Source organism: Pseudomonas sp. MYb327 (assembly GCF_040438925.1).
Classification (GTDB): Bacteria; Pseudomonadota; Gammaproteobacteria; order Pseudomonadales; family Pseudomonadaceae; genus Aquipseudomonas.
The window spans coordinates 2,903,033-2,916,199 of sequence record NZ_CP159258.1; the positions used below are offsets into that span (position 1 = coordinate 2,903,033).

Genomic DNA, 13,167 nt, shown 5'->3' on the forward strand with positions numbered 1-13,167 from the left:
GAGCGACCCTACAGCGTGGTCACCCCTCGGTCGGCGAATGCCGGGATTTCCTCCACAGGTTCTGCCAGCGGTTCGACGGGCGCACCCGGCACCAGAATGACCTTGCGGCAATCTTGCAGGCGCTTGTCAAAGATCTCGTAGGCTTCGGACGCCTGCTCCAGGGACATGCGGTGGGTGATGATCGCTTCCGGATTTAAATGGCCGAGCTCGATGTGCTCCAGCAGTTCGGGGAGGAAGCGCTGCACGTGGGTCTGGCCCATCTTGAACGTCAGCCCCTTGTCGAAGGCATCGCCGAACAGAAAACCATGGATGAAACCCGCATAAACGCCGGGCACACTCACCACCCCGCCTCGGCGCACCGCTGCGATGCACTGGCGCAGCGCCTTGCCGCTACTGCCTTCAAGTTTCAGGGTGGCAAGCACGGTTTCGGTGGTACTGCCCTTGGCCTCGAACCCCACGGCATCAATCACCGCGTCCACCCCGCGCATGCCTGCCGTTTGGCGAATGATCGTGTCGGCGGGGTCATCATCGTCATCGAAGTTGATCGGGATGACCCCGTAGGTTTTCTGCGCGTAGGCCAGGCGATAGGCGTGGTGATCGACCATGAAGATCTGATCCGCGCCCAACATTCTGGCGCAAGCGGCGCTCAATAAACCTACGGGACCCGCACCGTAAATCGCCACGCTGGAACCCTCGCCGATTTCGGCGTTGATCACCGCTTGCCAGGCCGTGGGCAAGATGTCGGACAGGAACAACACTTTCTCATCCGCCAGGGTCCCCGGCACTTTGAACGGTCCGGTGTTGGCTTTTGGTACGCGCACCAGCTCGGCCTGGCCGCCGGGAATGCCACCATACAGTCGGCTATAACCAAACAGCGCCGCACCTGGCGGGATGGATTTTTTGTTGAGATTGGCGCCGCGCCCATCGTTGGTGGTTTCGCACGCCGCATACAGTTGTTGTTGGCAGAAGAAACAGTCGCCGCAGGCAATCACGAACGGAATCACCACCCGATCACCACGCTGCACCTTCGTCACCGCGCGACCGGTGTCTTCGACAATCCCCATGAACTCGTGACCGAAGATATCGCCATGCTCCACGGTGGGAATCTTGCCGCGATACAAGTGCAGGTCCGAGCCGCAGATGGCGGTAGCGGTGACGCGCAGGATGATGTCGTCAGGCTGGTCGATGATCGGATCGGGAACGGTTTCGACTTTTACCTTGTGGGCACCGTGATAAGTCATTGCTCGCATGAACGTCACTCCTCAGCCTGATCGGATGGGCTCCGTATGAGTTAAGGGTGTTGACGTTGAACAGCGGTTCCTTTTTTCAATACCGGTAACCGATCAATGGTTGGAAGGCGTGGTTTTTCGGTTGTCGAGAAATACTTGCAACGAAATTCCAGGCAGTTGGGTCGACATCGGAAAGCCATGCTATCGGTGCCGTGCACCTTGGAGATCTGCAAATGATTGGAGTCATTGTCCCGGTGCACAACGAAGAACAGTTTTTGGAAAGCTGCATCGAGTCACTCCTGGCCGCAGCCTTGCATCAAGGCCTGGACAATGAAGAGGTGAAGATCCTGATCGTTCTGGATGACTGCATAGACACCTCGCTGGACATCGCCCGCGCTTACGACGTGATGACCATCACCTGCACCCATCGCAACGTTGGCAAAGCCCGGGCGCATGGTGCCGAACACCTGTTGGCAGAAGACGCACGATGGCTGGCGTTTACCGATGCTGACACGGTGGTGCCCGAATCCTGGTTGGCCGAACAGATCAGGTTCGATGTGGATGCGGTCTGTGGGTTGGTCGAGGTCAGTGACTGGTCCGAACATCCACACGGGGTGCGCGAGCGATATCACGCCAACTACCACCCCGTTGATGGCCATCGGCATATCCACGGTGCGAACCTGGGCGTCTCTTCTGCGGCGTATCGCAAGGCCGGCGGATTCCAGGCGTTGCCCGCCCATGAAGACGTGCAACTGGTGGCCGATCTGGAACGCAGCGGCGCGAGTATCCTTTGGACAGCGGCCAACCGCGTGACCACCAGCGCCCGCATGGACTGTCGGTGCCGGGAAGGTTTCGGTGACTATCTGAAATCGCTGGCTCAGTAGTTATTGGCTTGTTTCATCCAGATTGATCGTCGCGGGATGGCGGCACCAGTATTCCAGGAGAAAATCCGTCTCTTCATGGCAGATCAGGCGATGCAAACCCAGACCTTGGGCAAGCGCCCGATGGACTTCCCTGCCGTCCTGGGAACACCCCTCAACTTCAATCGGATGCAGCCAGTGACAGGCCAGCACGCCACCGTCCGGGCTCAGGCTGCGCAAAGAGTTCTCGATGACCTTCGCCCATTCGTCCGGATCGAGGAAGTAACCCACCTCGCTCAACACGATCAGATCGAACTCACCATCCGGCCAGTCTTGAGGTAGGCGAGCTTGCTCAACGCGGACATGGTGGTACTGACTCAAACGACTTCGCGCCAACTTCACGGCTTTTTCGTTGAGGTCCTGACACAGCAATGAATCACACCGCTCCGCCAGCCCCGCGCTGAGTTCGCCATTGGCGCAGCCCGGTTCAAAAACCCGCTGATAGCGCTGGCGCGGCAGGCTGGCCAGCGTCAGTTCACGTTTGCGCTTTTCATACCAGCGGGTACGGAACGACCAAGGGTCGTCACTGGCGCTGAACAGCTGTTCGAAGTAATCAGGCGAAAGGCTCATAAAAACACCAGTTCAAAGGGCTGCATAAGTCGTTCGATGGTTTCCTCGTCCAACACCGCAGGTGTCTGGCCATCCGCAGTTGTCTGGGAGATGTGGGCAGCGATGGCGCGACGCTTGCGCGCCAACACTTTTGGCTCCAGCAAGAATTTGTGGGCGCGCGCCCAGGGAATTCTCGGATCCTGCGGCTGCGCCCAGTGCCACGCCCAGACCGGCACTTCGATCAAGCAAGCATTGGTTGCCGATGCCGCGAGAGCCGTCGCCCGACCGGTCGCTTCGTGATCGCAATGGCCGTCCAGTTGCCAGGTCGTGACCACGCGATCGTCGGGGCGAAGCACTGTCGTCAGCCATTCGATCAACTGTCTCTCCTGCTCCGCTACGCCACTGTCAGGCAGACCCAAACGCTGCCATTTCAATGCATCGACATCCAGCCCCAACTGTTCGAGCGCGCGAGCACTTTCCAGCGGTCGCTGCTGACGCAATCGCGACGCCGGCCATGTCAGCGAGCCTTGATGACTGCCTTCGCCATCCGTGACCGCAATCATCAGGATGTCTGTTTCCCTGCCCTGCATTCCGGCCAACAGCCCGGCGCAACCGAGGATTTCATCGTCAGGATGCGGGGCGATGACCACCAGGCGTTGCCCTCGCGGCACCAGTTCGCTATGGGTGATGGTCGGCACTTGCGCCAGCGCGCGACTGGATTGCCAGTCGGCCAGGGTTGTCCCCGGTCCACGAATCAGGTTTTGCGCCGGGGGCGATTGGATCTTCACAGTGACCACCCCTTGACCGATTGTGCCGCGATGAGTTTCCCCAGTTCGGCGAGATCCTTTTCGGCATGGCTCTGACGCATGAAAACCGGCAGATCGGCCGCAAGCCTGGCGAAGTGGCTGTTGCGGCAGAACGGTGTGGCTCCCAACGCTCGCCCGACATGCTCAAGCACCAAAGTGGCGGCCGCTTCGATTTGCGCTCGCAATCGGCGCACCGGAATTTCAGCGGATTGGCGAGGATGGGCGTCGATCCAGTTCGCCGTTTCGCGCAGGGCAGATGCGGCTGCACACAGCGCTGCATCGACGGCGCCGAGATGAGCCTCGGCATGCACGTCGTGGTGCGGCTTGGTGCAATGCTCACGAAGATAGCCGGCCAGCGCACACGCCGCGCCATACCAACATGCGGCAATCCCGCCGCCGCCCTGCCAGAAACCGGGGCGCTCCAGATAAGCCCCCGGCGCACCGACACAACGGGCAAGCGCGCCTTCAAATTCCACGTCTATGCTGGCGGTGCTGCTCATGCCAACGGCCTGCCAACCCTCGTCAAACAGCCTGATGGTGGGTTGCTTCAATGCCACCGCCACCAGTTGTGGTCGTCGCTGTTCGTCCCATGCAGTTAACAGCGCCCCCTCCAGAAGAGGTGCGCCAGAACACCACGCTTTGCGTCCGTGCAGGTAAACCTGTTCTCCCTGACGATCGACGATGTTGACCTTGGCGAAGGGCGGTTCGGCGGCCCAAGTGCCCCAACTGCCTGGCGCTGGTGAGGCGGTGGGATCCAGCTCCGCCATAATCGCCAGCGCATCAGTGTGGCCTTCGAATAACTTGGTCAGGGCCAGATCGCTGCCAGCGACGGCTGCCATTGTGCGCCACCGATCCAGCGTTCGGCCTTGCCCGGGCAATGGCAGATCCGTAAATCCACCGTTGATGAGCTCTTGCATCAATGGCTGAAGCGCCACTTCCGCTGTGCGCACCGCAGGCCGGGAAGCGAATCGCTGCAGCAGGTGTTCGAAAGTTGCCGAGTTGCTCATAGCGCGCCGTCTCCTGGGGGGTGGAGGCTGTTCGGGCATCAGCCTGTAATGTTGTTCAGAGGTGGCTAGCCGCGCAGGAGTTCATTGCAATGACGCGTGCTCAGGCAGGCGCGCGTGCGGCCAGACAAAGCTGTCGGTACGCCTCCACCAATTGATCAAGACTGAAGGCGAGATTTCGCCCACTCGGGTTAGGCAAGACCCACACCGACGCACCGCCGAAAGTCTTCGGCTGAAGCCCCCACGCGACATCTCGCTGGCCGGACAATGCCCCATACGCCGCCTTACCGAGAAAAGCGACGAAGCGCGGCGCATAACGTGTGATCTTTTGTTCAAACGCCGCTGCCGCTGCGTTGAACTCATGCAACGACAGCTGATCGGCCCGCGCCGTTGGCCGATCCACCACGGCGGTTAAACCACATTGATACTGCAGGATGCTCTGGTCGTTCTCCGGCCGCACTTCCTCGGGGGTAAAACCGGAGAGGTGCAGCGTGCGCCAGAAGCGATTGCCCCTGCCTGCGAAATGATGGCCTTGGGCGGCGGCCGTCAATCCCGGATTGATGCCGCAGAAAATCACCCTGAGATGCTCGGCCACAATATCCTCGAGCCCCTCAGCCACCGCAGATCACGCTCACCGCATCGCGTGCCAGTTCGGTCAATTCCTCGCGGGATTTACCCGCCCGTGCCCGTATCGAAATGCTGTGCAGCAGCGAGGACGCGAGCACCGCCAGCGCGGCCGCATCGACTTTACTGTTGAGCTCACCGGAATCGATCGCCAGTCGTAAGCGTGTTTCCAGATCAGCGTCGAGCCTGCTCAGTCGATCCGAAAGCACTGCGCGGATTTCCGAATCTTCGACTGCTTCGGTGGTCGCCGTGCCGATCGCAAAGCAGCCTCGCGGTTGGCCCTCGCCGGAAAAGTAGATCGACAACTGTCCTTCATAGAAACGCATCAGCGCCTCTCGCAAGGAGAGCTCTGGATTTGTCAGTGCTTCGTGCATGGAAGCCGCGGCGGTCTCCCAATATTGCTCAAGCGCCTTGAGGTACAGCGCGTGCTTGTCGCCGAACGCCGCGTAGAGGCTGGGGCGATTCATGCCGGCGGCCGTGGCGATGCTGTCGAGCGAAGCGCCGGAATAGCCGGTGCTCCAGAACACACCAAGCGCTTGCTGCAGCGCTGTCTGCGGGTCATACGCGCGAGGACGGCCGCGGCCTTTGCCCTCTGCAGTTTTATTTTGTGCCATGTCGTACAAAATCCTTGTGAGAACGTTAGTCGAGGGATATTCTTACACCATCGCACAAAATTAAGGAACCAGAAGTTCCTCTGATTTCACGTTTGTTGTAGCGAAGCTCGATCCGGGTATTGCGGCGACGAAACAAGTGCGGCGGAGCCACCCTCCTCACCGCGCACGAGTTTGCTTTCTCACGGCATTTATTCGGCAAGAGGTGTATTCGTCATGACTCAACAATTCGACATCCCGGTTTCGCAGACTTTCGAGCATCCAACGCCGATCAAGAAGCCGTTCAAGGAAAAACTGCGACCATGGTTGATGATGGGCGTGCCTGCCCTCTTCGCTGCGGTTGGGTATACCCATTACATGGCGGGCCAGCCCTTCGTTTCCACCGACAACGCCTACGCCCGGGTGGCGAAGACCTCGATCAACGCGCGCATTTCCGGGCAAGTCGTGGACATTGCGGTCGAGGACAACCAACCGGTTCACAAGGGCCAGGTGCTGTTCCGGATCGACCCGAAACCCTTGCAGATCGCTGTCAACCGTGCCGAAGCGCAGTTGAGTGTCGCGCGGCTGCGTATCGATGGCCTCAAGGCCAGCTACCGGCAGCAGCAGGCGGAGTTGCAATCGGCCAAAGAGTCGGCCGATTTCGACCAGCGTGAATTCGCCCGGAAGAAAGCACTGGTGGCGACCGAGTTTGTCTCGCGTGCCATTTACGAACGCGCCGACACCGACCTGAAAGTGGCCCGGCAACGCATCGCCGCTGTCGAGCAGCAGATCGCCAGCACCGTTGTGGCCTTGAATGGTAATCCGAACATCGAAGTCGACAGTCACCCGAGCATTCGCGAGGCCAAGGCGCAACTCGACGAGGCGCAACTGTACCTCTCGTACGCGACGGTCTATGCACCGGACGACGGCATCGTGGCCAAGGTAGACGATTTGCAGGTAGGCAACTTCGTCAACAACGGCGCGCCGGCCTTCGCCTTGCTCTCCGATCGGGAGATCTGGATTGAAGCCAACTTTCGCGAAACCGAAGTGACGCACATGCGCCCAGGCCAGGAAGCGACGATCAGTATCGATACCTATCCCGATCACGTGTTCAAGGCCCACGTGACCAGCATGAGCCCCGGCGCCGGTTCGGACTTCGCGCTGCTGCCGCCGGAAAATGCCACCGGCAACTGGGTCAAGGTCGTCCAGCGGGTACCGGTGCGTCTCGAACTCGACGAGGCGAGTCCTGCCCTGCCCCTGTTTTCCGGCACCAGCGCCACGGTCAAGGTCGACACCGGTTATCGCACGCCATGGTGGCATCCGCTCAAATCGTTGATGACCGCAGGAATTTTCTGATGAACGCCAACGCTGGTGGGACCCCAAGTGCGGCGGGCTCGCTGCGGTTCGCGGTGTTGCTCGCGACCTATATGCAGTCGGCAAACCTGCCGCTTCCGAACGCGGTACTGCGATTGATCCAGGGCACGATGTCGATGACCGACGACGAGGCCGGGTGGATTTTCACCGCTTACCTCGCGGCGAGCGCCATCACCATGCCGATTGCCCAGTGGCTGGCCGGACGCTACGGCTTGAAGCGGGTCTATCAAACCGCACTGGCCTTTTTCGTCCTCGGTTTGCTGCTGGCGACGGCGGCCACGACCTCGCTGGAATTCATTGGCGCGCGCATTATCCAGGGCCTCGCCAGTGGCGTGCTGGCGCCGCTTTCGATGGCGATTGCCATGGAGACATTGCCCGTCGACAAGCGCATGAAATTTGGTGCGACATGGACCGCCATCGTGCTGTTCGGCATCGTCAGCGGCCCGAGCATTGGTGGCTGGGTCGCCGAGCATTTCGACTGGCGCCCGATCTTCTACATCAGCCTGCCGTTGTCGGCTTACATCTTCCTGGTGGTGGCGCTGTTGCTGGGCGAGAAGAAAGCCGAGAAACCGCCGGCGTTTGATTTCTTCGGCTTCGGCACCTTCACGCTCGGGTTGATCAGCCTGCAAATGCTGCTCGACCGGGGTGAACGCCTGGACTGGTTCTACTCCACCGAAATCTGGCTGGAAGCGTTGGGCTGTGCGCTGGGGCTCTACCTGTTCGCGGTGCACATGGCGACTACCAAGGTGCACTTCCTCAACAAGAGCCTGTTCAAGGATCGCAACTTCGTGCTGTCGACGATCATCTTTTTCGCCGTCGGTTTCGTGCTGTTGTCGACCATGGCACTGACGTCGCCGATGCTCGACGAGATTCTCGGCTACCCACCGGACACCACCGGCGCCCTGACTATCCCGCGCGGAATTGGCCTCGTTGGCGCGTTCCTGCTGATGGGCCGTGTCCCGGAGCGTTTCGACCGCCGTTGGTTCGTTGCGTCTGGCGTGGCAGTGGTGATTTATGCCAACTGGATGATGCTCGGTTATTCGCCCTTGATGGACTGGTCGCCGGTGGCGGTGGCCGGTGCCATTCAGGGGATCGGCATCGGCATGTTGATGCCAGCGCTGACCAAAGTGGCCTTCAGCACCCTCGACCCCAAGCTGCGTCCGGAAGGCACGGGCCTGTTCAATCTGTCCCGCGTCTACGGCAGCACCATTGGCGTTGCGATCGTGCAGATCTACTTCTTCAACAACACGCAGGCAATGCACATGGCGCTCGCCGCCAACGTCACGCCCTATCGCGCCGCGGCGCATCCGGCGATGGCGTCGATGTCCTTGCCGGCGCTGGAAGGCCTTAACCACTTGATCACCCACCAGGCCGCATTTATCGCGGTGGTCGACCAATTCAAGATCTTGATGGTGGCCATGCTAGTGGTGAGCCCGCTGGTTGTTTTTCTTCGTAAACCCGTTCCGACCAACTAGTTTTCGTGGAGTCTGCCAAATGAAATTCCGTCATCTGTCCCAAACGAAAATCGGTGCGCTGTCGGTTCTGACTTTGCTCTCGGCCTGCACCGTCGGCCCGGACTTTCAAACACCCGCGGCGAGCCAATCGCAGCACTACGACCAACAGGCCGAACAGCGCCTTGGTCACGGCGGTAACCCGCCCGGTGAACAGCGCATTGACCTGGGCAAGAAGGTCAATGGCAACTGGTGGTCGGCGTTCCGTTCGCCGAAGCTCGACCAACTGTTACGCCGGGCCATCGACGGCAATCTGGAACTCGTCGCCGCCGACGCAACCATCCGCCAAGCAGCTTCCTCGGTCGCGGCGGCGGAAGGTGCGCTGTATCCGCAGGTGGATTTTGCCGCCGCTGGGGGACGCCAAAGGGTGCACAACGCGAAAGAGCCTTCGGTCTCCAACTTCTACGCGATCGGTCCGCGAGTCGGCTTCGACCTCGATGTGTTCGGCGGTAACAAGCGTCAGGTCGAACAACAGCAAGCGTTCACCGATCTGCAAAAGCATCGCTACGAAGCGGCCTACCTGACGCTGACCGGCGACGTGGCGAGTCAGGCGTTGTTGCTCGCCTCGGCCAATGCGCAGATTCAAGCGGTCGAGAAGCTGTTGGCCAACGACACGAAAAACCTCGACCTGGTGCGCCGGGCACACGCCAGCGGCAGCACCACGCAGATTGACGTTTCGCTGGCCGAAACACAGCTCGCGCAGGACCGCACATTGTTGCCACCCCTGGCCCAGCAACGGGATGCGGCGCGCCACGCCTTGTCGATCCTGACGGGCAAAGGGCCAGGTGACTGGATCGCGCCCGACTTTGAGCTCGCCGAGTTTGCCTTGCCGTCGAACGTCCCGGTCAGCCTGCCTTCGGAAATGGCCCACGACCGGCCCGATGTCCTGCAAGCCGAAGCGGAACTGCACATGGCCAGCGCCGCCGTGGGTGTCGCGACCGCGAACCTTTATCCCCGCGTAACGCTGTCCGCCTCGTTGGCCCAGGCGGCTTCCGGAAACGGCGGCGCTGCACTCTGGGGTTTCGCTGCGGGGATTGCCGGTCCGATCTTCAATGGCGGCACGCTCCAGGCGGAACGCCAGGCTGCCGTCGACGGATACAAGGCAACACTCGCCGGCTACCAACAAACCGTTATCAATTCGTTCGGTCAGGTCGCTGACACGTTGCAAGCCATCAACCATGACGCCGAGCAGTTCCGTGCTCAAGAGGATGCGCTGCAAGCGGCCGAAAGTAGTTTTCGCTTGAACCAGCAAGCCTACGCCCAAGGCGAGAACAGCATCCTCCAGGTGCTGGAAGCGGAACGCGCCTACGAGCAAGCGTTGTTGGGCCACATCCGTGTGAAGACTGCGCAGTATCTCGACACGGTGCAGTTGTTCGTCGCGCTCGGCGGTAACTCCGTCGGTGTATTCGAGCAAAAAGTGGCCAGTCGGGAAGACCACAAACCTTCGTACCAATAGCGCACACGCGCACTCACGATCATTTATACGAGCAGCCACTTCCGCCTGCGCGGCGGGTGGCCCTGGATGGAGAAAAGAGATGTCTTACGAACCCATTTTCGATGCCCTTCGCGAAACGCAATTTCCACTTAACAACGGCACCGGCGCGATGCCGGCGGTTGGTTTCGGCACACTGTTCCGGGACCTGAGCGTGACGACCCAGGCGATCAAGCAAGCCTTGGAAACCGGCTTTCGCCATTTCGATTGCGCGGAACGCTATCGCAATGAAGAAATGGTCGGTGTCGCCATCAAGGACTTCCTCGATACCGGCAAGGCCCGGCGCGAGGACCTATTCATCACCACCAAACTGTGGAACACCAACCACCGTCCCGAGCGGGTGTTGCCGGCCTTCGAAGCCAGCTGCCAACGGCTCCAGGTCGACTACATCGACTGCTACCTGATCCATACGCCGTTCGCCTTTCAACCGGGTGATAACCAGGACCCTCGCGACGCCTTCGGCCACGTGATTTACGACGGCGGTGTGACACTGATCGAAACCTGGAGAGCCCTTGAGCAACTGGTGGATGAAGGCCGCTGCAAATCCATCGGCTTGTCGGACATCACCCTGGAGGCCTTGAAAGAAATTGTCGCGGTGGCGCGAATCAAACCCGCCGTGGTGCAAGTCGAGTCCCATCCGTATCTGCCGGAATGGGAACTGCTGGAGTTCTGCAAGGAGCATGGAATCATCGTTCTGGCATTTGCCCCACTGGGTCATGGCATGGAACCGAACGTCCTGGAAGACATTGTGATTACCGGGATCGCCCGGCATTTACAGAAGACCCCGGCCCAAGTGGCGCTGGCCTGGTCAGTACAGCGGGGCGTGGCTTTCCTGACAACCTCTGCGACACTGAGCCATATCCGCGAGAACTTTGATATTTCTACCCTGCCCCATCGCGCCATGCATGAAATCCGGGAGGATATTACGACGCGGATACGCTTCAATTCGGTGGTGGAAACCGGCGTACCTGGCTTCATCCCACGCAAAAAATGACACTCGACAAAGGGCGGTCCCGTACAGGGCCGCCCCTTTTTACTGATCGCTTGAGGTGAACCGATGGATGTTTTCCAGACCATGCGCTTCTTCACCGCTGTCGCCCAGACCGGCAGCTTTACCGCGGCGGCGCAGCTATTGGACACCACAACCACCAACGTTTCCAAAGCCGTTTCCAGTCTGGAAGCCAGGTTGCAAACGCGCCTGATCAACCGCACGACACGACGTCTGGCGTTGACCGAAGCCGGTCTGCGCTACTTGCAACGCTGCGAGAAAATCCTGGAAGAAGTCCGCGACGCCGAGGAGGAAGCAGGCACCGCCCAGATCAAACCTGTTGGCAGGCTGAAAATCCACGCGATGTCTGCCATCGGCAATCATTACGTGATCGATGCCATCGCCCGGTACCGGGAGACTCATCCTTCAGTGTTGTTTGATCTGACGTTGACCAATCGGCTGCCCGACTTGTTGGAAGAAGGCTATGACATGTCGATTGTGCTGGCGCGGGACCTGCCCGACTCGGGCTTTGTCGCCCAGCGACTGGGCATCACCTACAGCATTCTCTGCGCCTCGCCGGCGTATCTGAAGAAACGCGGAATCCCCGACTCACCGGGTTCGCTTGCCGCACACGACTGTTTGAGAATTGTTAACACCGTCATGCCCGTCGATCACTGGACATTTGAAGGCCCTGAAGGCGTGGAAACCATCAACATTCCGGAGTCGCCTTTTCACGTCAACACCGCCGACGCCATGACCGTTGCCATCACCACCGGCATGGGTATTGGAATCCAGCCAATTGCTTCTGCTGTTGATGGTCTCAGGACGGGGACGCTGGAACGCGTACTGCCGCAATATCACTTCGAAGAGCTGAATCTCTACGCCATCTACCCATCACGAAAATTCGTCGATGCAAAAATAAAAACCTGGGTGGAGTTTCTTAAGAACTGCATTCCCGGGTTGTTGGCTACCGATGAAAAAATTGTACGTTCATCAAAAAAACGCTGACCGCGATTGAGTTCATGCGCGCCGCCGGATGGAGTGTCGACCCTCCATCGTCCGCACCGCACTCAACCGTTTGAACAGCCAGTGCCCATCACCTGGTATTGCAGGATGTGGCGTTGTCCTTGCGAATCTTCATAGGTCATTTGCGCAGACACCGGTCCGCACTCGGCCGGAACATCGCTCACCGCAATGACCTTTTTGACGTCCAGTTTCGATCCGTAAGTGTAAGTCTCAACCGCCGACTTGCTGGCCTGGACCTTGGCCTGGCTCTCTTCGGCAAACGCTTGTGCGCCGATGCAACCGAGTGCGAGGAAAATCGCGATTTTTGCAATGTTCATGAGGTTCACCGTCTCGTTCAAGTGGGCTGGCTTGTACCTCGTGAGTCCATGTCATGGGTTCACTCGGTAGAGACGATGCTAGGGATTTGCCACGGCTCTAAACAGCGCTTCGCGGGACAAACACTGTGAACAAAAATCGCATGAATGAGCGGCGTTCAGAGTCTTGGCGACATTGCTGAGCTGTCGCCAAGACTATTTGCTGTTTCAGCTCAGACTAACTTGACCGTGGCATTGATGTTATTGCGCGTGGCTTTCGAGTACGGGCAGTACTTGTGCCCGGTGTCCACGAGTTTTTGCGCGGTTTCGCGATCGAGTCCCGGCAGGCTGACATTGAGCCGCGCCTGCAGCAGGTAGCCACCTTCATTGGTGCCCAGGTCGACCTCGGTATCAACGGCTACATCCTTGGGCAGCGCCACTTTCAATTCTTTGGCCGCAACCCCCATCGCGCCGATAAAACAGGCTGACCAGCCGGCTGCAAACAGTTGCTCCGGATTGGTGCCCCCACCTCCTGTGCCAGGGGACGACAGTTTTACATCGAGAATGCCGTCGTCGCTGCGGGAAGCGCCGTCCCGGCCGCCGGTGGTGTGGGTTTTCGCGGTGTACAGTACTTTGTCAAGCTGGGTCATGATGATCTCCTGATAGAAATGAGGTTTATGCATTTTCAGGTGAATCAGAAAAGCGGTTTGAAGCCTGATACCGGTCACTGGTAGCAACACTGAACCTGTGGCGAGGGAGCT

At 59.6% G+C, this 13,167-nt stretch carries 14 protein-coding genes; 6 read left to right on the forward strand and 8 right to left on the reverse strand.

Annotation, left to right across the window (positions count from 1 at the left end):
- Nucleotides 1–8: 8 nt before the first annotated feature.
- On the reverse strand, nt 9–1,250 hold the full coding sequence (locus tag ABVN21_RS13005) for a zinc-dependent alcohol dehydrogenase (protein WP_339555286.1): 1,242 nt from the start codon (nt 1,248–1,250) through the stop codon (nt 9–11).
- A 212-nt stretch (nt 1,251–1,462) separates the two neighbouring features.
- Here ABVN21_RS13005 and ABVN21_RS13010 point away from each other — a divergent pair, with 212 nt between their 5' ends.
- A complete protein-coding gene (locus ABVN21_RS13010) occupies nt 1,463–2,113 on the forward strand; it encodes a glycosyltransferase family A protein (protein ID WP_339555285.1) in 651 nt (216 codons plus the stop codon).
- On the opposite strand, the gene ABVN21_RS13015 is transcribed toward ABVN21_RS13010, so the two are convergent.
- The 5 genes from ABVN21_RS13015 to ABVN21_RS13035 all read right to left on the reverse strand — a co-directional run bounded on the left by ABVN21_RS13015 (nt 2,114) and on the right by ABVN21_RS13035 (nt 5,746).
- Complete coding sequence (locus ABVN21_RS13015) at nt 2,114–2,719, reverse strand: class I SAM-dependent methyltransferase (protein WP_339555284.1); 606 nt, start codon at nt 2,717–2,719, stop codon at nt 2,114–2,116.
- On the reverse strand, nt 2,716–3,486 hold the full coding sequence (locus ABVN21_RS13020) for a PIG-L family deacetylase (RefSeq protein WP_339555283.1): 771 nt from the start codon (nt 3,484–3,486) through the stop codon (nt 2,716–2,718). The genes ABVN21_RS13015 and ABVN21_RS13020 overlap by 4 nt, the downstream gene beginning before the upstream one ends.
- Nucleotides 3,483–4,511, reverse strand: coding sequence for an acyl-CoA dehydrogenase (locus ABVN21_RS13025; protein WP_339555282.1), 1,029 nt, complete (start codon nt 4,509–4,511; stop codon nt 3,483–3,485). The genes ABVN21_RS13020 and ABVN21_RS13025 overlap by 4 nt, the downstream gene beginning before the upstream one ends.
- A 100-nt stretch (nt 4,512–4,611) precedes the next feature.
- On the reverse strand, nt 4,612–5,127 hold the full coding sequence (gene mug / locus ABVN21_RS13030; RefSeq protein WP_339555281.1) for a G/U mismatch-specific DNA glycosylase: 516 nt from the start codon (nt 5,125–5,127) through the stop codon (nt 4,612–4,614).
- The gene (locus ABVN21_RS13035) at nt 5,120–5,746 is read right to left on the reverse strand and encodes a TetR/AcrR family transcriptional regulator (RefSeq protein WP_339555280.1); all 627 of its coding nucleotides are present in this window, start codon (nt 5,744–5,746) and stop codon (nt 5,120–5,122) included. Before ABVN21_RS13035 ends, mug begins: the two co-directional genes overlap by 8 nt.
- A gap of 213 nt (nt 5,747–5,959) precedes the next feature.
- On the opposite strand from ABVN21_RS13035, the gene ABVN21_RS13040 reads away from it, so the two are divergent.
- The 5 genes from ABVN21_RS13040 to ABVN21_RS13060 all read left to right on the forward strand — a co-directional run bounded on the left by ABVN21_RS13040 (nt 5,960) and on the right by ABVN21_RS13060 (nt 12,095).
- Nucleotides 5,960–7,078 carry an HlyD family secretion protein gene (locus ABVN21_RS13040; RefSeq protein ID WP_339555279.1) on the forward strand — a complete coding sequence of 373 codons (1,119 nt, stop codon included), beginning with the start codon at nt 5,960–5,962 and terminating at the stop codon, nt 7,076–7,078.
- Nucleotides 7,078–8,571 carry an MDR family MFS transporter gene (locus tag ABVN21_RS13045; RefSeq protein ID WP_339555278.1) on the forward strand — a complete coding sequence of 498 codons (1,494 nt, stop codon included), beginning with the start codon at nt 7,078–7,080 and terminating at the stop codon, nt 8,569–8,571. The genes ABVN21_RS13040 and ABVN21_RS13045 overlap by 1 nt, the downstream gene beginning before the upstream one ends.
- A 19-nt stretch (nt 8,572–8,590) precedes the next feature.
- A complete protein-coding gene (locus ABVN21_RS13050; protein ID WP_339555277.1) occupies nt 8,591–10,063 on the forward strand; it encodes an efflux transporter outer membrane subunit in 1,473 nt (490 codons plus the stop codon).
- Between the two features lie 79 nt (nt 10,064–10,142).
- Complete coding sequence (locus ABVN21_RS13055) at nt 10,143–11,093, forward strand: aldo/keto reductase (protein WP_339555276.1); 951 nt, start codon at nt 10,143–10,145, stop codon at nt 11,091–11,093.
- Between the two features lie 63 nt (nt 11,094–11,156).
- On the forward strand, nt 11,157–12,095 hold the full coding sequence (locus tag ABVN21_RS13060; protein WP_339555275.1) for a LysR family transcriptional regulator: 939 nt from the start codon (nt 11,157–11,159) through the stop codon (nt 12,093–12,095).
- Nucleotides 12,096–12,157: 62 nt separating this feature from the next.
- Here ABVN21_RS13060 and ABVN21_RS13065 read toward each other — a convergent pair whose 3' ends face one another.
- Together ABVN21_RS13065 and ABVN21_RS13070 are read right to left on the reverse strand one after the other, a co-directional pair.
- Nucleotides 12,158–12,430, reverse strand: a complete 273-nt coding sequence (locus tag ABVN21_RS13065) for a DUF2790 domain-containing protein (protein WP_339555274.1) — start codon at nt 12,428–12,430, stop codon at nt 12,158–12,160.
- A 209-nt stretch (nt 12,431–12,639) separates the two neighbouring features.
- Nucleotides 12,640–13,056 carry an organic hydroperoxide resistance protein gene (locus ABVN21_RS13070; protein WP_339555273.1) on the reverse strand — a complete coding sequence of 139 codons (417 nt, stop codon included), beginning with the start codon at nt 13,054–13,056 and terminating at the stop codon, nt 12,640–12,642.
- Nucleotides 13,057–13,167: the final 111 nt, after the last annotated feature.

Bases quoted from the DNA above. Each gene is read 5' to 3' on its own strand.
- ABVN21_RS13005 (WP_339555286.1), bottom strand. From the start codon at position 1,250: ATGCGAGCAATGACTTATCACGGTGCCCACAAGGTAAAAGTCGAAACC.
- ABVN21_RS13010 (WP_339555285.1), top strand. From the start codon at position 1,463: ATGATTGGAGTCATTGTCCCGGTGCACAACGAAGAACAGTTTTTGGAA.
- ABVN21_RS13015 (WP_339555284.1), bottom strand. From the start codon at position 2,719: ATGAGCCTTTCGCCTGATTACTTCGAACAGCTGTTCAGCGCCAGTGAC.
- ABVN21_RS13025 (WP_339555282.1), bottom strand. From the start codon at position 4,511: ATGAGCAACTCGGCAACTTTCGAACACCTGCTGCAGCGATTCGCTTCC.
- ABVN21_RS13035 (WP_339555280.1), bottom strand. From the start codon at position 5,746: ATGGCACAAAATAAAACTGCAGAGGGCAAAGGCCGCGGCCGTCCTCGC.
- ABVN21_RS13040 (WP_339555279.1), top strand. From the start codon at position 5,960: ATGACTCAACAATTCGACATCCCGGTTTCGCAGACTTTCGAGCATCCA.
- ABVN21_RS13045 (WP_339555278.1), top strand. From the start codon at position 7,078: ATGAACGCCAACGCTGGTGGGACCCCAAGTGCGGCGGGCTCGCTGCGG.
- ABVN21_RS13050 (WP_339555277.1), top strand. From the start codon at position 8,591: ATGAAATTCCGTCATCTGTCCCAAACGAAAATCGGTGCGCTGTCGGTT.
- ABVN21_RS13055 (WP_339555276.1), top strand. From the start codon at position 10,143: ATGTCTTACGAACCCATTTTCGATGCCCTTCGCGAAACGCAATTTCCA.
- ABVN21_RS13060 (WP_339555275.1), top strand. From the start codon at position 11,157: ATGGATGTTTTCCAGACCATGCGCTTCTTCACCGCTGTCGCCCAGACC.
- ABVN21_RS13065 (WP_339555274.1), bottom strand. From the start codon at position 12,430: ATGAACATTGCAAAAATCGCGATTTTCCTCGCACTCGGTTGCATCGGC.
- ABVN21_RS13070 (WP_339555273.1), bottom strand. From the start codon at position 13,056: ATGACCCAGCTTGACAAAGTACTGTACACCGCGAAAACCCACACCACC.